The sequence below is a fragment of the Streptomyces yamdrokensis genome (assembly GCF_053890455.1).
Genome location: NZ_CM132679.1, coordinates 7,296,507 through 7,315,344 on the forward strand (window position 1 = coordinate 7,296,507; position 18,838 = coordinate 7,315,344).

14 protein-coding genes and 1 pseudogene are annotated in these 18,838 nt (G+C 69.9%); 7 read left to right on the top strand and 8 right to left on the bottom strand.

Annotated features, from left to right (window positions below; all coding sequences use genetic code 11):
* Window positions 1–42: 42 nt before the first annotated feature.
* Window positions 43–357: a hypothetical protein gene (locus tag ACWZEH_RS32060; RefSeq protein ID WP_456194559.1), complete on the bottom strand. Its 315-nt coding sequence runs from the start codon at window positions 355–357 to the stop codon at window positions 43–45.
* A 314-nt stretch (window positions 358–671) separates the two neighbouring features.
* Here ACWZEH_RS32060 and ACWZEH_RS32065 point away from each other — a divergent pair, with 314 nt between their 5' ends.
* On the top strand, window positions 672–2,729 hold the full coding sequence (locus ACWZEH_RS32065) for a sensor histidine kinase (protein ID WP_456194560.1): 2,058 nt from the start codon (window positions 672–674) through the stop codon (window positions 2,727–2,729).
* A 157-nt stretch (window positions 2,730–2,886) separates the two neighbouring features.
* Entirely contained in the window at window positions 2,887–3,558 is a 672-nt protein-coding gene (locus ACWZEH_RS32070; RefSeq protein WP_456199952.1) for a response regulator, read from the top strand.
* A 379-nt stretch (window positions 3,559–3,937) separates the two neighbouring features.
* On the opposite strand, the gene ACWZEH_RS32075 is transcribed toward ACWZEH_RS32070, so the two are convergent.
* Complete coding sequence (locus ACWZEH_RS32075) at window positions 3,938–4,987, bottom strand: methyltransferase (RefSeq protein WP_456194561.1); 1,050 nt, start codon at window positions 4,985–4,987, stop codon at window positions 3,938–3,940.
* A gap of 229 nt (window positions 4,988–5,216) precedes the next feature.
* Entirely contained in the window at window positions 5,217–5,630 is a 414-nt protein-coding gene (locus ACWZEH_RS32080) for a nuclear transport factor 2 family protein (RefSeq protein WP_456194562.1), read from the bottom strand.
* Window positions 5,631–5,917: 287 nt separating this feature from the next.
* On the opposite strand from ACWZEH_RS32080, the gene ACWZEH_RS32085 reads away from it, so the two are divergent.
* Window positions 5,918–7,450, top strand: a complete 1,533-nt coding sequence (locus tag ACWZEH_RS32085) for an HD domain-containing phosphohydrolase (RefSeq protein WP_456194563.1) — start codon at window positions 5,918–5,920, stop codon at window positions 7,448–7,450.
* A 239-nt stretch (window positions 7,451–7,689) separates the two neighbouring features.
* Here ACWZEH_RS32085 and ACWZEH_RS32090 read toward each other — a convergent pair whose 3' ends face one another.
* On the bottom strand, window positions 7,690–8,721 hold the full coding sequence (locus ACWZEH_RS32090; RefSeq protein WP_456194564.1) for an NAD(P)-dependent alcohol dehydrogenase: 1,032 nt from the start codon (window positions 8,719–8,721) through the stop codon (window positions 7,690–7,692).
* Window positions 8,722–8,835: 114 nt separating this feature from the next.
* On the opposite strand from ACWZEH_RS32090, the gene ACWZEH_RS32095 reads away from it, so the two are divergent.
* Window positions 8,836–9,510: a TetR/AcrR family transcriptional regulator gene (locus ACWZEH_RS32095; protein WP_456194565.1), complete on the top strand. Its 675-nt coding sequence runs from the start codon at window positions 8,836–8,838 to the stop codon at window positions 9,508–9,510.
* Between the two features lie 433 nt (window positions 9,511–9,943).
* Here the strand turns inward: ACWZEH_RS32095 and ACWZEH_RS32100 are convergent, their stop codons facing one another.
* A complete protein-coding gene (locus ACWZEH_RS32100) occupies window positions 9,944–10,177 on the bottom strand; it encodes a DUF5302 domain-containing protein (RefSeq protein ID WP_456194566.1) in 234 nt (77 codons plus the stop codon).
* 88 nt (window positions 10,178–10,265) lie between these two features.
* On the opposite strand from ACWZEH_RS32100, the gene ACWZEH_RS32105 reads away from it, so the two are divergent.
* Window positions 10,266–10,403, top strand: coding sequence for a hypothetical protein (locus tag ACWZEH_RS32105; RefSeq protein WP_456194567.1), 138 nt, complete (start codon window positions 10,266–10,268; stop codon window positions 10,401–10,403).
* Between the two features lie 645 nt (window positions 10,404–11,048).
* Here the strand turns inward: ACWZEH_RS32105 and ACWZEH_RS32110 are convergent.
* Window positions 11,049–12,301 (bottom strand): IS3 family transposase gene (locus ACWZEH_RS32110; RefSeq protein WP_456194568.1). Its coding sequence is split into 2 segments (ribosomal slippage): window positions 11,049–12,019 and window positions 12,019–12,301, totalling 1,254 coding nucleotides; the frame shifts between segments, so codons are not numbered across the junction.
* A gap of 219 nt (window positions 12,302–12,520) precedes the next feature.
* Here ACWZEH_RS32110 and ACWZEH_RS32115 point away from each other — a divergent pair.
* Complete coding sequence (locus tag ACWZEH_RS32115; protein WP_456194569.1) at window positions 12,521–13,429, top strand: zinc-binding dehydrogenase; 909 nt, start codon at window positions 12,521–12,523, stop codon at window positions 13,427–13,429.
* 70 nt (window positions 13,430–13,499) lie between these two features.
* Complete coding sequence (locus ACWZEH_RS32120) at window positions 13,500–14,417, top strand: AraC family transcriptional regulator (protein ID WP_456194570.1); 918 nt, start codon at window positions 13,500–13,502, stop codon at window positions 14,415–14,417.
* A 522-nt stretch (window positions 14,418–14,939) separates the two neighbouring features.
* Here the strand turns inward: ACWZEH_RS32120 and ACWZEH_RS32125 are convergent.
* Window positions 14,940–15,325: pseudogene (locus tag ACWZEH_RS32125) on the bottom strand (MFS transporter); the annotation flags it as partial.
* A gap of 352 nt (window positions 15,326–15,677) precedes the next feature.
* Window positions 15,678–18,635 (bottom strand): hypothetical protein, encoded by a 2,958-nt coding sequence (locus tag ACWZEH_RS32130; RefSeq protein WP_456194571.1) that lies wholly within the window; start codon window positions 18,633–18,635, stop codon window positions 15,678–15,680.
* Window positions 18,636–18,838 lie beyond the last annotated feature (203 nt).

Genomic DNA, 18,838 nt, shown 5'->3' on the forward strand with positions numbered 1-18,838 from the left:
TTCCGCCGATCCGAGGTCGTTGCGGGTGGGAGGGACGGACGCTCATGCCTCGATGTCCTGGTGGTAGGAGTGCCGATCGGCGCGTGTGCCCCTGAAGGACTTGAATCCCCGCCAGGCCGACGCGACGAGCGCGGCGAACAGGACGTTCACGCTGATCATGAAGGTCCACTCGGCCCATGTGCCGCCTGCGCCCAGGGCCGATTCCATCGCCGAGAACAGTGCCTCGCCCACGGGGTGGAAGGCGACGCACAGGACGAGGAAGAGCCAGAACGGCAGTTTCTCCAGAGGCTTGGACCACGCAATGACGGCAAGGGCCACAACGGCGACCAGGACGATGAGGACATCGATTCGATCCATGCGACGATCCTTTCGCCCGGGGACCGCTGCGGCGTCGCCCACCAGGAGGAACGCCGCCTAGGCCGCAGGACATAGAGCGTCGGCGCGACGTTTGGAACCGGCCCGGGACGGACGTCCCGCCGAGGCCGGCGCGCGGGCGGGGGAGCCGGAAGCGGGGGGGCGTCACCGTGCTGTCGTCCCGTACTGACCGTTCTCTGCAAGGGACTTCGGCCAGGTGGCCGCCCGCACGCCCGCCAAGGGTCCGAGGGCCGGGTCCCGCGGCGAACGAGCTCCTGCCAGTACACGGCCCCGCGCCCGGCTCTACACTTGCGTCGATGGGAAGGGCTCGAGGCCGGCTTCTGCCGGCCCTGTTCGCAGTGGCGCAGTCGGCGCTGTGGTTCACCACTGTCCCGACGCTGGAGGAGCCGCCGAGCACCACGGCGTGGATCGTCGCTCTCTCCGCCACGGCGCTCACCGTGGTGGCACTCGAACGACGTAACCGGACACCGCTCGCCGCCTTCGGCGCGATTCTCGCGGCGTCCGTGCTGGGACAGGTTCTGGCACCGCCCGACATGCTGGGCCTGGTGCCGGGGCTGGCGGTCCTGATGGCGCTCTTCTTCGTCACCGCTCGGAGCGACTGGACCGTCGGCCTGGGCGCGATCGTCACCGCCGCCGTCGTCCAGCCCCTGCCGGTGGCCGTACGGCACGGATTCGGCAGCGCTCTCGTCTCCGACTGGCTCATCACCGTCGGCCTCTACCTGCTGGCCTCCGCCCTGGGCGCCGGCCGCCGGCACCGGCTGCGGGAACGGCAGGCGACGAAAGAGCAGCTGGCGCGTGCCGAACATGAGCGGGAGCAGGCCGCCGACACCGAACGGGACCGGCTGGCGAACGAGTTGCACGACATCAGCGCGCACCACCTCACCTCCGTCGTGGTGTCCGTCGAAGCCGCCCGCAGGCTCGGTGACAGCAGGCCCGAACTGACCGCGGAAGCCCTCACGTTCGCGAGCCGCACCGCACGGGAAACCCAATCCGCGCTGCGGCGTCTCGTGGCCGCCATGCAGATGGACGACGCACCGGCTCCCCAGCCGATGACCGCTCCGATCGAAGCCCTGATCGCGGGCTTCGGCAGGCTGGGCCGCCCCATCTCCGTCTCCCTGCCCACCGACCTCGCCGGCCCCGCGGCGGAGGCGGCCCACGGCATCATCCGGGAGGCCCTGACCAACGCCCTGCGCTACGCACCGGGTGCTCCGGTCGGCGTTCGGGCGGAACGGGCCGGGGACGCCCTGCGCCTGACCGTCGACAACGGCAAGCCGCCCGGCGGCACCGGCGGCGACAGGTTGGGCATCGGTTCCGGCCGAGGTGTGGCGGGGATGCACCGGCGCGCCGCCGCCGTCGGCGGGCAGTTGTCCGCGGGCCCCCGCCCCGGCGGGGGCTGGCGCGTACACGCCGTACTCCCCGATGCCCCGTCCGCACGGCGGCCGGCCACGGGGCGACGGCGCGACTTCACACGCGAGCAGCGGATCGCGGACGGGGCGGTCTTCGGCTCGACCGCCGTGGCGTCGTGGAGCTTCGCCCTGACGAACGCGCAGGACGCCGGCTACGGAGCCCCGCTCTGCCTGCTGCTCGCGCTGGTACTGACCGTTCACGCGCTGCCGCTGCTGTGGCGCCGACGTGCCCCGTGGCTGGTCCTCACGGCGGTCGGGGCCACCGCCCTCGTGTGGCCGCTGCTGCTCCACAGCGGTGTGCTGCCGCCGTCCGCCGCGATCTGCCTCATGGGCGGCGGAGTCGTCGAGCCGGCCGTCGTCTACGCCGTCGCGGCCTACGGCCGCGTCCTGAGACCCGCGGCCACGCCTGCCGGCCGGTATGCCCCGTCCTCGACGACACGGACGACGTATCCACCCGGTTTCCGGCTGTCGTACCTGTCGGTTCCCGCCGCGGTCCTCTCGTTCGGGATTCCGATGACGGCCGCCTTCGCCGCCGACGGGACGCTGCTCGGAGAACCGGCCGATCCTTTTCTCGTGCTGTTCCTCTCCGGCCAGATGCTGGTCCTCCTCGGCCTGGGGTTCACGGTGGTGTGGGGGGCGGGGTGGCTGATGCACAGGCGCCGCAGGAGGGAGCTGAGCCGCGAGGACGCCGCGCTCACGGCCCTGCTGTCGAGCACGAGGGACCTGGCCCACAGCGAGCGGCAGCGAGTCGCCGGTGGTCTGCGGGAGACGGTGCTCCAGCAGACCACCCGGGTGATCTCCTCGGCGGAGGCGGGCAGCCTGGACGACGTCGCCGCCGCATCGAGGGCGACGCTGGCCGCCATGCGTCGACTGCTCGGGAGCCTCGACGCCGGTAAGGCGCCGGCGCCGCCTCGAAAAACCGCCGTACAGAGCGCCCCACGCACGTAGGAGCGGCCGGCGCGGGGCCCGACTGCGCCGGGGTGATCGCGTTCCGGCTGCCCGTGGATCCGCACGTCGGCACGGCATGCCCTGCTCACGGTCCCCGTGGGAGGATGTGACGCAGACGGTGAGCCCTTCGCGGGCGGGCGAGAAGAGGAGGGGCGCCATCAGCATCCGTGCGCTGGTCGTGGACGATCAGACGATCGTTCGCGCGGGCTTCGTGGCGATCCTGGATGCCGAGGCCGACATGACCGTGGTCGGAGAGGCCGCGGACGGGGACGCCGCAGTGGCGATGACGGCCGAACTCACCCCCGACCTGGTGCTGATGGACATTCGCATGCCCGGTATGGACGGGCTGACGGCCACCCGGCTGATCACGCGTCACAGCAGCCGCACCAGGGTCCTGGTGCTCACCACGTTCGACCTCGACGCCTACGTCTACGAAGCTCTGCGTGCCGGAGCCTCCGGTTTCCTGCTCAAGGATTCCGAGCCGGATGCCCTGCTGGCCGCGATACGGATCGTCGCCTCCGGCGACGGCGTCCTCGCGCCCGCGGTCACGGGACGTCTGATAGCGGCCTTCGCCCATGGAGCCCCGGTCCCTGCGGAGGGCACCGGGGCCCTGGGCCGCCTGACCCATCGCGAACGCGAGATCCTGACTCTGGTGGCCACGGGCTTGAGCAACGCGGAGATCGGAGCACGTCTGGGGCTGGCCGTGGGCACCGTGAAAGTGCACGTGAGCGCAGTGCTCGGCAAACTGGGTCTGCGGGATCGCGTGCAGGCGACCATCTTCGCCTACGAAAGCGGACTGATCCGTCCGTCGGGAATGCCGACTGCCTGAGAGGCCCGGCGCCGCGTCCTGACGGCGACGGGGCCGAATCGCCGTCCGTCCTGCCCGACGGTGCCGGCCCGCCTGTTCCCGAAGCACAGGGGCGGGAGAGTGACGGGGGAGGAGCGGGGATCCTCCCCCGTCACGACGACCAGGCTCCGGAGACGGTCGGCAGCGCGGCCGTCGGGACAGCTGGTGCCCGGACGGCGGCGCGCCCGACGCGCCCGGCCGGTGGCGGGCCCTTGCCCCGACCCGCCACCGGCGGGCCCCGAGGACCGGTGGAGCAGGAACGGAGCGAGGCCGCGCCCCGGTCGGGATCCGGGGCGCGGCCTGAAGACGGTGGGTCCGGCGTCGGCGAGGACTACGGCGGGTTGTCGTGTCCTGGGGGAGGTCAGGCCGGTACGAGCTCCAGGACGGAGACCCGGGAGGCGGACGACATCGTTCTGGCCGGGGTCAGTCCGGCTCGCTCGAAGAGGTTCTCGAACTCGTCGAGGCTGCGTTCGCGTCCGGTCGACAGGGTCATCATGTTGAGGTCCATCAGCGGCTCGAGACCCGGCGATCCCACCTTGTCGACGAGGAGCTCCATCACCAGCACGCGCCCACCGGGCCCGAGCGCCTCCCGGCAGTTGCGCAGGATGCGCACGCAGGAATCGTCGTCCCAGTCGTGCAGGACGAACTTCAGCAGGTGCACGTCCGCGGGCGGCACCTCGTCGAAGAAGTCGCCGCCGACGAAGGTGAACCGGTCCGTGACGCCCAGACGCGCCGCGGAGGCGTCCGCCTCGGAGCCCACGTGCGGGAGATCGAGGACCACTCCGGTCAGTCCGGGATGCCGCCGCATGAGTGTCTGGACGAGGTTGCCGCCGGCGCCGCCGACGTCCACGACGACCTCGGCGCCCTCGAGGTCGATCACGTCCGCCAGTTGGTGGGCCAGGCCGCGCGTCATGGCCGTCATGGCGTTGGTGAAGACCTCTGCCTCTCCCGGGACGGTGGCGAGCCAGTCGAAGAAGGAGGTGCCGAGGGCGGCTTCCGCCTGGGGGGTTCCGGTGCGGATCGAGTCCGCCAGCCGCCCCCACGGCAGCCAGTGCGACTCGGCCCCGCCCCACAGGGCCAGATCACGCAGCGAACCCGGGGCGTCGGTGCGCAGGGTGTCCAGCAGGGCCGTACTGACGAACCGCTTCCCGTCCGTCGATGCGGCCAGACCGAGGGAGGCGCACGTTCGCAGGAACCGGAAGGCCGAGTCCGGGTCCAGTGACTCCGCCGCGGCCACTTCCGCGGGGGTGGCGCCGGTGGCGTGCAGGTGATCGGCGATGCGCAGCTCAGCCGCGGTCCGCACCACTTGGGTGACCCAGTATCCGGTCATCATCTGGAGCATGCGCCCCGTGTCACCCACAGGCGGTTCCGTGGAACCCGCCGCGACGAAATCGTGCTCGAACAACGTCATGTGATGTGTCTTTCGGCTCGGAGGAATTCGACTCGGAGAAATGGGGGGCGGAGCCTGTTCGGGGCGGTTGGGTGCTCCGCCGTGTCTTCTCGGCCCACAGGCCGGACGAACCGCCCGGTCGTTTCTGAAGTGTCGAGCCCCTGTCCCGCGTCGGCGGTCCACGCGGAGGGCACCGGGTGTGCGGCACCGGGCCACGCGTGGTTCCGCCCGGCTGCCGGGAGGAGCCGGTTCACGTCGCGACGACCATGGTGTGGGTGTCGAAGACGGTCTCGAAGTGCACGGGGACGCCGTCCCGCAGTCGCCATACGTGCGCGAAGCGTGTCCTCATCGGCTTTCCGGTCGCCAGGCTCGTGCCGCTGTAGTGGCCGAGCGCCATGACAAGGTCCCCGGCGTCGACGATCTCCTCGGGAGCGACGGTGAAGTCCTGCCACTCGGTGACGAAGCGGGAGAACACGTTCCTCAGGATCTCCTCACGTCCCCGGTACGTGCCTCCGTAGTGCAGACCCGGTGGAACGACCCATTCGATCCGCTCGTCGAGTCCCGCGAGCAACCCGGTGACGTCACCCTGGGCGAGGGAGCCGTACAACGCTTCCACCACCGCACTCCCCGCGGCGGCGTGTTCGTCGTGCTGGTGCGTGGTCATGTGGAACCTCCGTGCTGTGTCGATGGGCGGCCGACAACGCGCGGCAGCCCGCCGCCGGGGCGCGGAACGCGGTTCCGGGCTCGGCGGCCGGGCTCGCGCCCCGCCTTTGCAGATCCTCCTCGCGAGCCGACCGGCGGACATCGGCTGATCGACCTATATCGCTGATGGGGCCTGTCCCGGAGGGCGTCCGCTCTCCTCGTACCGCGGCTGCCGGTGCGCGTCCCGGGCGTGAGGAGTGGCACGCGGACACGTCCGGGGCGCTGGAGAGGGGCGGTTACTCTGTGGCGGTGGAAGAGGTTCGGTTGGCCGAAGTGCTGGCGGCGTTGTCCCTGACGACGGACTTGGCCGCGGGAATGTCCTTCGAGAAGGGGCTGCGCACCTGCGTTGTGGCCACGGTGTTCGCCCGCGACGTCCTCGCCTGCGACCGGGAGACCTGTCGGGCGGTCTACGAGACGGCACTGCTCCGCTCGGTCGGCTGCACGTCGTTCGCCCCGGAGCTCGCGGCGGTCTTCGGCGACGAGGTGGCGTTCCAGAGCGCGTTGAAGTACCTCGATCCGGGCGACGACGTGCCCCTGGCCGAGCAGTTGGTGCGGGCCGGGGGCTGGACGCGCGAGGAGGGGCAGCGGCTGGCGGACACGCTGACCGAGGTGCTGCCCACGGTCGGTGTGGAGGCCATGCGCAACGGTTGTGAGGCCAGTCAGGCGCTCGGTTCGGGCCTCGGTGTGCGGTCACAGACCCTCGCAGCGCTGAACGACGTGTACGAGCGATGGGATGGACGGGGCATCCCCCTCGGTGTCGCGGGTGAGCAGCTTTCCTTCGCCGCTCGTGTTGTCCACGTGGCCGAACAGGCCGTTCTGGCCCATGCACGAGGTGGCGGGCCGGCCGCCGTCTCGCAGGTGGCCGGGCGGGCCGGCGGCCATCTCGACCCCGAACTGGCGCACGCGTTCGCCGCCGACGCCGCGAGGGTACTCGCTCCGCTTCGTGAGCCTGACGCCCTCGTGTCGGTGGTGGCCGCCGAACCGCCGCCGTACATCACGGTGCCCGCCGAGGAGGTCCCCGACCTGTGCGCGGTTCTCGGCAGGTTCGTGGACCTCAAGGGCAAGTGGCTGATCGGACACAGCGAGCACGTGGCGCGGCTGGCGGAGAGCGCCGGCCGGCTGGCCGGTCTCGCCGTCGACGAGGTGACCCGGCTGCGCTGCGCGGCTCTGCTGCACGACCTCGGGCGGGCCGGGATCTCCGCCGACGTGTGGGACAGTCCCGGACCGTTGAGCACGGCTGAAACGGAGCGGGTGAGGATGCACACGTACTGGACCCAGCGGGTGCTGGAACGCGTGCCCGCTCTCGCTCCGCTGGCACCGATCGCAGCCGCACACCATGAGCGCCTCGACGGCAGCGGCTACCACCGGGGTGACGTGGGGCTCCGCCCCCCTTTGGCAACCCTCATTCTCTCCGCCGCCGATGTGTTCGCCGCACTGACCGAGCCACGGGCGCATCGGGACGCCTTCACCGTCGACGAAGCCGTCGGACATCTGACACGTGAGGCGGACTCGGGAGCCCTGGACCGTGCCGCCTGCGACCTGGTGCTCCAGGCAGCGGGCAGACGGCCGTCCCGGCCCCGCCGTCCGGCCGGGCTCACGGCGCGGGAGGTGGAAGTACTGCGACTGGCCGCCCGTGGGCTGAGCAATCATCAGATCGGTGCCGAGCTGTCCATCTCGAGCCGCACCGTGGGCCATCACCTCGGGCACATCTACGACAAGACCGGGCGGCGAACCCGGGCCGGGGTGGCCGTCTTCGCCATGGAGCAGCAGCTCCTGCCCTGATCGCCGATCCGTGGGGCGAGCGCCGCGGCTGTCGTCCGAGGACCACTTCAACGCCCCCCGGTTCGACCCGAGGATCCCCGGCCTGGCTGGTCGGCCGGCTTCAGTCGGCCGCTCTGCACTCAGCGGCCGGTTGTGGCCGCCTTGCCGCTGTCGGGCATGCGGGGCGCAGTCAGCCGCCGGACGTGGCGATTTTCAGGAGCTGCTGGTGGACGGGACGTTGCCGGCGTCGGCCTGCGGCGTCACTCCGCGGGCAGGGCAAGCGCCACCTTGCCCGTGGCGCGGCCGTCGAGGAGGTGTCGGACGGCTGCGGCGGCCTCCGCGAGTGGGTAGACGCGGTCCACGACGGGGCTGAGCGTGCCCTTGTCGATGAGAACGGTCAGGTCGCGCAGCCCATCGGCGTGCTCGGAGGAAATGAAGGTGCCCAGGTGCTGGCCGGTGAACGGGGACAGCATCTGGGCGCGGAGCTGCCGGTCAGTGCCGCCGAGCCAGGGGCCGTTCGTCTCACCGCCGGTGATGACCAGCCTGCCGCGGGGCGTGAGAGCGCGGCGCAGATCCCGCAGACCGCGGTTGCCCGCGATGTCGATGATGGCGTCGTAGCGTCGCGGGCCGGCAAGGAAGTCGTCGCGCGTGTAGTCGATCACGTGGTCGGCGCCCAGCGCTCGTACGGCGTCGAGCTTGGGGGTGCTCGCGACGGCCGTGACCCGGGCGCCGAAAACGTGGGCGAGTTGGACGGCGAAGGTGCCCACGCCGCCGGCGGCCCCAGTGATCAGGACCTGCTGGCCCTCCTGGACCTTGGCCCTGTCGCGAACCGCCTGGAGTGCGGTGAGTGCGCTCACGGGTACCGTCGCCGCCTCCTCGAAGGTGAGTCCGGGCGGCTTGGGAGCGATCCTGTCGGGACGGGTGGCGGCGTACTCGGCGAACGCGGCCACGGCCGTGCCGTAGACCTCATCGCCGGGCGCGAAGCCGGTCGCTTCGGGGCCGACCGCCTCGACGACGCCGGCGATGTTGCGGCCGGGGTTGGGGAGCTTCGGCCTGCGCATCCCGCTCACGGGCCGGATCGCGTACGGCAGGCCGGCCATCATGTGCCAGGTGCCCCGGTCCACGCTGGAGGCGCGCACACGTACCAGTACTTCGGTCGGCCCGATGCCGGGCCGGGCGAGCCGCGCCGTGCGCAGTACGGCTTCCGGCTCGGCGCCGTATCGCTCCTGGACGACGGCCGCCATCGTCCTGGTCCCGCCGGTGGTTGCGATCGGCTCGCTCGTGTTCCGCATCGTCGTTGCTCCCGTTCCGTCTCCCGCGTGCTTACGGCGTAAGCAACACTTACGCCGTAAGTACAGCACTTACGGCGTAAGCTCGTCAATGCTTGGAGACCAGGAGAGGAAGTGATGTCCACCGTGACCCGACGTACCGTCCGGCAGCCGGCCCGCGAGACGCTCACCCGGCGGCGGGTGCTGCTCGCCGCCGTCGAACTCGCCGACGCCGGCGGCATGGAGACGCTCAGCATGCGCAAGCTCGGTGAGGCCGTCGGAGTCGAGGCAATGTCCTTGTACAACCACGTGGCCAACAAGGAGGACCTGATCGACGGCATGGTCGACCTGGTGTTCGGTGAGGTCGAACTGCCCGCTCCAGGTGCCGACTGGCGGCAGGCGATGCGGCACCGGGCCATCTCCATGCGCCTCGCGCTGTCCCGCCACCGCTGGGCCATCGGGCTGATGGAGTCGCGGTCCACCCCAGGGCCGGCCACTCTGCGTCACCACGACGCCGTTCTCGGCTGCCTGCGTCAGGGCGGGTTCTCCCTCGCCCTGACTGCCCACGCCGTCTCGGTCCTCGACAGCTACGTCTACGGGTTCGCCCTGCAGGAGAAGACCCTGCCCTTTGACTCCCCGGAGGAGACCGCCGAACTGGCGGATTCCATCATGAGCGGTTTCGGCGATGGCGAGTACCCGTACCTGACCGAGATGGCGACCGCTCACGTCATGCGTCCCGGGTACTCCTACGGCGACGAGTTCGAATTTGGACTGGACCTCATCCTCGACGGCCTCCAGCGAACGGCGGGCTGACGAGCCAGCGGCGTACCCGCCGCGTCCGCTTCGCGGTCTTGTCGAACTGGTGAGACCAGATGAGCCAGGGCCGACCCGCGGCCGGGTGCCCGGCCCGAGCCGAGCAGATCACGTGATGGCCGACTGTGACGCTCACACGGCCAACTGAAGTGCTCGGCTCGGTCACAAACGGCGAGGGAGCCAGCACCAGGTGCGCTGGTCTTCCTCGCCGTGCTGCCGGCAGCCTCTACGCGTACCGGTCGACCGGCCCGGCAGCGCAGGTGCCGTCGTGGAGCAGGACGGCGGTCAGCTCGAACCGCTCCCTGCCGCCGTCACAGGCAGTGTGGCGGGAGTGCCGGTGGGACGGCGTGGACAGGTGTTGCGCGGGGCTGCCGTCGACACCGACGGCGCCCAGCAGTGTGCAGCGGCGGGCCTCAGGGCGTCGGCGCGACGATCAGCCGCCACTCTTACGCCGAAACGACCGCTGGCTCGCGGCCGGACCGTGCGTGCCGCGGATCTTCGACGCATCCGCGTGCGCGGCACCCTGCACCTGCTCGCTGCGCTTACGCTCCAGAGCCTCACGGAACTTGCGCTTGAGGTCGTCGTTGTCCTCCTCCTCGGGTGGGAGAGGAGAGTTCTCGGACTCGACCGGTTCCGGACCTTCGTGCGATGAAGACTCGCCAGTCATGATGACCTCCTGGGATCGGACGGTAAGAAGGCACAGCCTGCCACGCCGACACCCCGAACCCGAATCAACACCGTGATCGCCGACAGCGGTGTGCGGTCACCCACCGCGCGATTTCGCGCTGAACGTCCGTTACGAGCACCACGTCAAGGCGGACGCCGCGGTGCACACCCCGCCCGGGCTCATCGCCAACCGTGTGCCCTGGCTGGGCGTCCGGTACGCCCGTTGACCGGGCGGCCCGACCAAGTGATCCACGGGTGGCTGGATCCGCTCAGAGCCCGGCGACCCTGGCGCTCGCCGACAACTCGTAGACCAGCGTGACCGTGTGCCTGCCGCCGGGCGGAAGGGGGACGTCCCAGCGGACGACGCCTTCGGCGTCGACCACGTCGGGCGGCGGGGAACATGGGCTGCGTTCGGGGCCGAAGCGGCGTGTTCTGTGGATGCCGCCTGCCCCCTCCGGCCGCCACCGCGCCCGCCCTGGTGTCGTTCTCGTCCACTGCGTCGGCGCCATGGGCCTCGACTTCGGCACCGTCGTGATTCCCCACACCGAGACTGACGCCGCAGGTGACTCCACCGCGGTGGCCCTCCGTGTGACCTGCTGTGTCATGATCACCCGCGCCCGCGAGCGGGGCCGGCCCTGGGCCGGCAGGGCCGCCGGTTGCCTCGCAGCTCCTGCGTGCCCCGCGCCTGCGTGAGGAACGGGTACAGGCCCACCAGGGCGCCCTCGACGAACAGGGTCGCGAGGGTGTCAAAGCTCCCGTCGGTGACTATCAGGGTGGTGCCGTCCCGGCCGCTCCTTTGACATGTATACAGTTCGCCAGGCCGGACTGCCGCAACAAACGTAGACTGAACCGCCCCGGGTTCGGTAGAGACCTCAGATTGCGGTTGTGACCTGTGGTTTTGTGAGTTCCGTGTAGTAGTTGGTCTCGTACTCGACGGGTGGGACGTGGCCGATCTCGCCGTGGAGTCGGCGGTGGCAGTACCAGTCGACCCACTCGGCGGTGGCCAGCTCGACCTGGGAGAGGGTCTTCCAGGGCCGCTGCGGCTTGATCAATTCGGTTTTGAACAGACCGATCGTGCTCTCCATCAGGGCGTTGTCGTACGCATCGCCGACAGATCCGATCGAGGCCGCGATGCCGGCCGTGTCCAGGTGTTCGGCCAGCCGGAAACTGGTGTACTGACTGCCCGCGTCGCTGTGGTGTATCAACTCGCCCCGAACATACGGATATTCATCGCGGTCGCGCTGCCACAGTGCCATCTCCAGAGCGTCCAGGACGAGCCGGGTCCCCTTCGACGTCGCGGCGGACCAGCCGACGATCCGGCGGGAGAAGATGTCCACAACGAAGGCGACGTGGACCACGCCGGCCCAGGTGGCCACGTGCGTGAAATCCGCGACCCAGCAGCGATTCGGTGCGGTGGCGACGAAGTCGCGGTCCACCCGGTCCGGCGCCCGCTCGGCCTGCTGGTCCAAAATCGTGGTGACCACCCTCTTGCCGCGGACGGCGCCGGCGATGCCCAGCTCGCGCATCAGCCGTTCAACGGTGCAGCGGGCCACCGCGTGACCCTGCCGGTTCAGCTCCCGCCAGATCTTCCGGGCCCCGTAGACACGGTAGTTGTCGGTGTGGACCTGGCGGATCAGCTCCTTGAGTTCCGCGTCCCGCACGGTACGGACAGACGGGGCGGCCAGGCGTTTCTTGTGCGCGTAATAGGTGGAAGGGGCGATCCTGCAGTCGTACTCGGTGAGTGTCCTGCAGATCGGCTCGACCCCGCCGAAGCGGTCCCGGTACTCGTCGATAAACGCTACGAGCGCGTGTGTGGCCGGTCGAGCTCGGCCGCGAAGAAACTCGCCGCCGCCTTCAGGATCTCATTCGCCCGCTTCAGCTCGGCGTTCTCCTTCTTCAACGCCTTGAGCTGGGCGGACTCCTCCGTCGTCGTCCCCGGACGCGTCCCTGCGTCGATCTCGTGCTGCTTCACCCAGTTCCGCAGCGTCTCGCGGGAGCCGATGCCGAGCTTGTCCGTGACCGCCTGCAGAGCGGCTGTCTCGTTCGGGTGGTCGTCGCGCACCTCGGCGACCATGCGCACCGCGCGGCGGCGGAGCTCAAGGGGGTAACGGGAAGGTCGTGCCATGACTCGATCCTTTCATGAAATCGAGTCTCCATTCGAGCCGGGGCGGTTCACCGCGAGTCGCACTGACACAGATCGTCAACTGATTGATGCTCACGGGTCTGGTCGCTGTCCCGGTCCTGCGTAGGGTTTCAAGAAGACGGCAGTGCGGCATTTGCGCACTCGATCTGCTGCAGCGCCGAGTGTTCAGGCGCACCCACGAGAGAAGGAAACACACCCCTTATGCGCGCCCTTGTGGTCGATCACAGTGAGGCCGGACCTGTCCGGTTCGCCGATGTCGATGAGCCCGTACCGTCCGCCGGTGAGACGTTGGTGGAGATACGGCACATCGGTCTCAACTTCGGAGAGCTGAATTACGTGGACCAGTGGCCAGCCGGCGCTGTGCACGGTCACGACGCGGCCGGCGTCGTGGTGCGCGCCGCATCCGACGGCTCGGGGCCGCCCGAAGGTACGCGCGTCGCAGTGGGAATGGCTCCCCACGCGTGGGCGGAGCGGGTGGCAGTCAGCCCCGCCTCGCTCGGTACCGTCCCCGAGGGTGTGGACCTGGCCGACGCCGCCGCGCTGGGGATCGCCGGAGTCACCCCATTCCGGGTGCTGCGCAAGCGTTCCCTGCTGGCGCGCAACGTTCTGATCACCGGCGCCAGCGGGGGCGTGGGGCACTTCGCCGTCCAGCTGGCGGCGCTGGCGGGCGCCCGGGTGACGGCACTCGTCGGTTCGCCGGAGCGGGCCGCCGGACTCCGTGAACTCGGCGCCGACAAGGTCCTGACCGACTTGGCCGAGACCGGGGACCGGTTCGACCTCGTCCTGGACACGGTCGGCGGACCACTGGTGGCCCAGGCCTGGAGTTCCCTCGCCGAGGGCGGCACCATCCACCTGGTCGGTTACTCCTCGGGGCAGGAAACCACGTTCCCGTCAGGGACCTTGTTCGGCTTCGGCGAACCCCGCAGCATCGCCACCTACGGCGACATGACGCCGACCAGCGGGGAGCTGACGGACCTGCTGGGCCTCATGGCCGCCGGGAGGCTCTCGGCACCGGTCGGACTGCGAGGCGACTGGCAGGACGTGGACGGCGCCGTCCAGGCGCTGTTCGCGCGGAAGGTGCACGGAAAGGCCGTTCTTGACGTGGCCTAACGCTGCGGACGAGGACACATGCGCCTCGCCCGCCGGTGGGCGGTTCGCCGTGGTGGACGAGAATGGACCCATGGATGTGCTGGCGGAGGTCTTGCGTATTTCGGGTGCGCGTGGGGCGCTCGGGGTCATGCTGAAGGCCGGAGGAACCTGGGGCCTGTGGCTGGACTCCTATCCAGGAGCGGCACTGCACGTGGTGTCCCGCGGCACTATGTGGCTCCACGTCACAGGCGAGAAACCTCTTCAGGTGCAGGCCGGAGACGCCGTCCTGGTGTCGCCGGGCACCGCACACGGGATAGCCGGCGGCGCCAGCGTGACGATGGGTTCCTGCGACCGTGAGGCGGCGGCCCGGGCTTTTGGCGATGGCCGGGCCCTGCGGCTGGGCTCGGCGCCGGTGCAGACGGAAGTGATCGTCCTGCACTATGAGCAGGACCCGGAGGTACGCACACCGGTGCTTACCTCCCTCGCTCGGCCGATGCACGTCACAGCCCGGGAGAACGCGCAGCTCAGAAGGACCGTCGAACTTCTCGCTGCTGAGCTCGCACAGCCGCAGATCGGCACCACCGCCGCCATCAACAGCGTCGTCGACCTTCTGCTCGTCCAGTTCGTACGCGCCTGGCTGGCCCGCCACCCGCAGGAGCAGTCCGGCTCATGGCTGGGAGCGATGCGTGATCCGGTCGTGCGTGACGCTCTGGCATGTGTCCACGCCCAACCGGGACACCCCTGGACCACGGAGACCCTGGCCGCCGCGACGAGCGTCTCCCGGGCGACGCTGTCCAGGCGTTTCCGGTCCGCCCTCGGACAGACGCCGGGCGCGTACGTGACGCAGTGGCGCATCGACCTGGCGTCCGTCCGGCTCCGCGATACCGATGAGCCGGTCGAGTCGATCTCCGGCGCGGTCGGATACGGCTCTCCGCACGCTTTCAGCCGTGCCTTCAAACGTGCCCGAGGCACGGCCCCGGGCGAGTACCGTTCTCGACTTCGCAAGTGACCGGCCTCGGGACTGGTGGGCTCGCATGTTGAGGTGTCGCGTATTCCTCGTTGAGGCCGTGCCTGGTGTCACCGTGTGTGGTCGCCGGAGGCGTATCGGCTCCAGGTTCCTCCGGCTTCAGTGACCAGGCGGGTGGCTGTCTTGTCGTGGTAACCGAGCGTCTTCGCGATGACGGGGCCGGGGCTTGGAGGACGAGTTGGCGGATCGCGGGGGCCCTGCCACGCTGTGGCGGGACGCCGATCTCCCGCAGGTGGACTTGGAGACTGCCCGGATTCATCCCCTGTCCGGGCTGGCGGCCTGGGAAGAGTCATTGTGAGCTTCTGCCGCTGACGTAGGGCAAGTGCTGGCAGGACTGGACGTATGCCCGCATGAGGTCAGCGAAGGGCTCCGGAAGCGGAGACGGCGGGTCTCCCAGCCGGACGGCGACGGTGGACCCGGCGTCGACAGTGAGGCGGCACTACGTCGAAGGCGAGCACCTCCCACGTCCACCTTCCCCGGGTGCTGAAGGGGGCCACTTCGTGATCAATTCCGTAGTCCGGAAAAGAGCGCGATCAGGGCAGCAAGCCCGGCGACGAGCGCTAGGAGGGCGAACAGGCCAGGTAGCCGCCAAGGGGCCCGACGAGGACAGCGTCGGCGAATGGGGCGAGCGCGGATACGGCGGTAGCCGGTGCGGCAAGGAGCCCGGAGAGGCGGCCGTAGTGGCAGGTGCCCCACCGGTCGGTGATGGCGGTGGCCTGCAGAAGGGTGAGGTTGCCGCGCACCATGCCCGCAATCACGGACAGGGCGACAAGAAGGCCGTACGGACCAGGGACGACAGCGATGGCCGCGGTCGTTATGCTGCCGAGCGCGATCAGAGCGACGGCGCGTGCCCGCGCGCTGGTGCGGCGAGACAGGGCGGCGTACAGGGTGCAACACGTACATGAGGCCCGCGAGAGCCGCCCTGCCCGGAACGCGAAGTCGCCCGGGACGCCGATGGCGTCGCGCGGGAGTGGGTGGCAGCGGCGGAGCCCCCCACTCCCACAGATCGTCCGCAACAAGATCGGCACGCACCCGGACACCCTGCCGACCAAGATCGCCGAGCGCAAGACCCGCAGCTCAACTCATTCTGGAACGAAAGACCTGGCAGAAGACGTGCGGTGGATCTCACGCACCCACGTGATGGGTGTTGCTGTTTGGATCATGGGGCGGGCCCGGGTGGTGGCCCGGACCCGCGCGATGCGGTGATCAGGTTCTCGCCGCGGACCCGCCGTTGGACGGCGACTAGGACTTGGTGTCCGAGCTGGCCGTGCCGCCTTGGTTCAGCATGCCGCCGATGGCGCTGAGGTTGCCGCCGCCGGTTGCGAGTGGTGCCGCCTTACCGGCGGCGTCGACTGCGATCTGGGCCATCTTCTGCAGGTGTTCGGTGGCGGTCTTCATGGCGGCCTGGGCGCGTTCGCCGGCGTCCTTGTCGTTGCCGGCGGCGGCTTCGATGCCCTTGGTGAGCACCTGGCTCATGGTGTTGAGGCCGCTCATGTCGCGGAAGAGGTTCGCGGTGGCGATGGCTTGCGCCGCCTGCAGGGCGGTCGGGTCGGGCATCGCCGCAAGCGGCGTGAACTTTGCCTGGGAAGCACCCATACCAGCTGCCGTGACGTCGAGGTTCTGCGCCCGCGACGCGGTGGAGACGGGCGCGATGTCGGCCGGCGTGATCTGGATGGGCGAGTCCTTCCAGTTCCAGAAACGGGTGAGGTCGATCTTCTCCGCCGAGTTGGCCCGGCCCAGTACGGCCTCGGCGAAGACGCCCTTGGTGGCGATGGCGATCGTGTTGGTCACCGGTGCCCCGAACGTGGCATCACCCGGCTGGCGGGCCTTGGTCCACGCCTCTCGTTCCTGCTCGCTGCTGAAGTTCCACCGGAAGCCGAGGTAGTTGCCAGTGGCGGCGATCGGCTTCGGATCCAGCAGCGTGCCGAGCACGACCGGTGCGGCGTTCGAGCCCGCCGGGGTGTAGGAGTAGTTGGCAAGGATGCGGCTGAGCGTCAACTCGTCGGCGTTGGCCCACACGGCCTGGCTGTAGTGGCGGCGGTTGTCGTTCAGATGGTCCAGGACCGCCTGCGAGACGTTCCCGCCGCGCACGTAGAAACCGAGCGACGCGACGTAGGTGCGGGTACCGGACTTCACCGTCGAACCGAACAGTCCGCAGATGGCCGCGCCGCTGGCGTCTTCGGTCAGGTCCGGCGCCGCGGTGGTGGTCGCGGCGATCCCGAAGTTGGCCACGCCCGAGGTCATCGTCAGGCGCAGCCCGGCGAGGCTGCCGCGTGCGGCCGTACCGGACCAGGCGTCGAGGGAGAGCAGCTTGTCGGCGCCTGCGAAGGTGTGGGACGCGCGCTGCAACACGCCGGAGCCGCCGGTGTCGCCGCAGCGGAAGGTGTGGCCTGGGAAGACCACCTGGATGCTGCGGATCCCGAACTCGTCGTACCAGACGTCGATCTTGGACGCGTAGGGGGAGTCGGTCTTCGGCGGGACGTCGAAGGGGATCGGCGTCTCCCGTGCGGAGGTGAGCAGCCGGAGAACGAGCCCGGTGTTCACCAGCGCCCAGTAGTCGCCGCCGACGGAGGAGACGACATCCACTATTCCGGGAATCCCGGAAAAGTATTTGGGGGCGGTCCAGGTCGTCGCACCGGCCTCCACCACGAGGGCCTTGCCGTCAGCTGTGATGCCCCAGAGCACGCCGTCCGGACCGGCGGACAGGCGCTTCACGTTCGGCGCAGGCATCCGCTCCGTCCAGTTGGTGCCGCTGCGCTCCCAGGTCCGCCCCTCCCGGCAGTACCACACCTTGTCCCTGCCGACGGCGGCGACGTCGTCGGCCTTGACGTTCAGGCCCTGAATCGTGCCGTTCAGGGCGCGCTGCCCGAGTGTGTTGTCCCCGCCGACGAGGTAGAGCGTGCCGTCCGGGCCGCATGCGAGGGCCAGGGCCCGCCAGCTGTGCGGGTGACTTCGCCAGGTCGTCCCGTCGAACTGCACGAGCATGTTGTCGGTCCTGAGCCCCCACACGGTGTCCTTGCCCGGTGCGATGCGGGCCAGGTCTCCGTCGAGTCCGGTGGTGGGCAGCGGGTTCCACTGCCGGCCCACCGGATCGAACTTGACCGGGCTGCCGTCGTACTTGCGCACCCCGTACACGCCCATGGCCGAAGCGGCGATGTCGGCCAGATCCACCCCGTCGAAGATCTGGGCGGTCGACGGCGCCTCGGGGGCCGTGCACGCATCAAGCTTGCGTACGGTGGTGTCGAACGGGTTCGCGGCCCGGATCTTCGCCGCCCAGTCGGCCGGCGCCACCGAGGCGAGCACCTCCTTGTACCGCTGCAGACTGGTGTAGTTGAAGGTGAGCTCCTGCAGCGGGATGAACAGGCAGCGTTCCAGCCTGGTCGGTTTGGTCGTCACGTTGTAGACCTGGACGACCTCGTAGTACTGCACCGACATCGCGTGCATGTGGTTGTAGTTGGTGACGACCCGGGTGAGGACCTGGTCCTTCTCCGACTGCGTCGTCTCGCGCACGACCGTCATGTTCCGGCTGCGGGCCGCGGTCGCCAGCTGCTGGGTCCTCGCGCTGATCCGCTGCGTGGCCTCCTCCGCGACCGACTTCACGCCGGTGGAACGCGACACCGCGGTCGTGAAGCCCGTGTTCGACGACTCGCCCCAGTTACCGCCGGCCCCCATACCGAAGAACGCGACGCCGACGCTGCCGCCGGAGCTGGACGACTTGCTCACCTGGGACGCCTGGGACGTGCCGAACTGCTCCTCGCGGGCGATCGCGTTCGCGACCTCGCTGATCGACCGGTTCTGGTCGGTGGTGCCGGACAGCGCTTCGGCCTCGGAAGCCGTCTCGGTGCCGGTGGCCTTGGTGGTGCGCTGCCAGTCCACGACCGCGACCTTGGTGCTCTCGCCGGGCGCGAGCGCGAGGCTGTGCAGCAGCCGGCCGAGCGTGACGCCCTGGGCCGACCAGCTCTGCTCCGTCGTGACGATCATGCCCTCGGCCGGCCGGTCGTAGAACGGCAGGTTCTCCTCGCCGAGGTCGATGGCGCCGGTCAGCTTACGCGCCGGTTTCGCTCCGGGGATGTCGGTGAGCACCACCGAGCGGTACCGGACGATCTCCACCGGGTAGTTGCCGGTGACCGGAAGTAAATCCTTCGGCGTCGGACCGTCGAGCATCGCCTTGTCCACCTCGAACTTCGGCGACGTACTCACCGGCGCCGCCGTACTCACCGGGGCCGTCGCTGGTGTGGGGACAGGTGCTCCGGTGCTCTGGTTGGTCATCGCAATTCCCGTCTGCGAGGAAATAGGGGAGATGCCGGCATGGCCGCCAGGGCTTGGAGCGCCTGACCCATCGGCGAAACGGCGCTTCCCGGACCGCCCGAAACTACACGGCATGTTCACAACTGCCGCACACT

Excerpts from the sequence above, each read along its gene's own strand:
- ACWZEH_RS32075 (WP_456194561.1), bottom strand. The coding sequence starts at position 4,987 with ATGACGTTGTTCGAGCACGATTTCGTCGCGGCGGGTTCCACGGAACCG.
- ACWZEH_RS32090 (WP_456194564.1), bottom strand. The coding sequence starts at position 8,721 with ATGCGGAACACGAGCGAGCCGATCGCAACCACCGGCGGGACCAGGACG.
- ACWZEH_RS32095 (WP_456194565.1), top strand. The coding sequence starts at position 8,836 with ATGTCCACCGTGACCCGACGTACCGTCCGGCAGCCGGCCCGCGAGACG.
- ACWZEH_RS32065 (WP_456194560.1), top strand. The coding sequence starts at position 672 with ATGGGAAGGGCTCGAGGCCGGCTTCTGCCGGCCCTGTTCGCAGTGGCG.
- ACWZEH_RS32080 (WP_456194562.1), bottom strand. The coding sequence starts at position 5,630 with ATGACCACGCACCAGCACGACGAACACGCCGCCGCGGGGAGTGCGGTG.
- ACWZEH_RS32060 (WP_456194559.1), bottom strand. The coding sequence starts at position 357 with ATGGATCGAATCGATGTCCTCATCGTCCTGGTCGCCGTTGTGGCCCTT.
- ACWZEH_RS32115 (WP_456194569.1), top strand. The coding sequence starts at position 12,521 with ATGCGCGCCCTTGTGGTCGATCACAGTGAGGCCGGACCTGTCCGGTTC.
- ACWZEH_RS32120 (WP_456194570.1), top strand. The coding sequence starts at position 13,500 with ATGGATGTGCTGGCGGAGGTCTTGCGTATTTCGGGTGCGCGTGGGGCG.
- ACWZEH_RS32100 (WP_456194566.1), bottom strand. The coding sequence starts at position 10,177 with ATGACTGGCGAGTCTTCATCGCACGAAGGTCCGGAACCGGTCGAGTCC.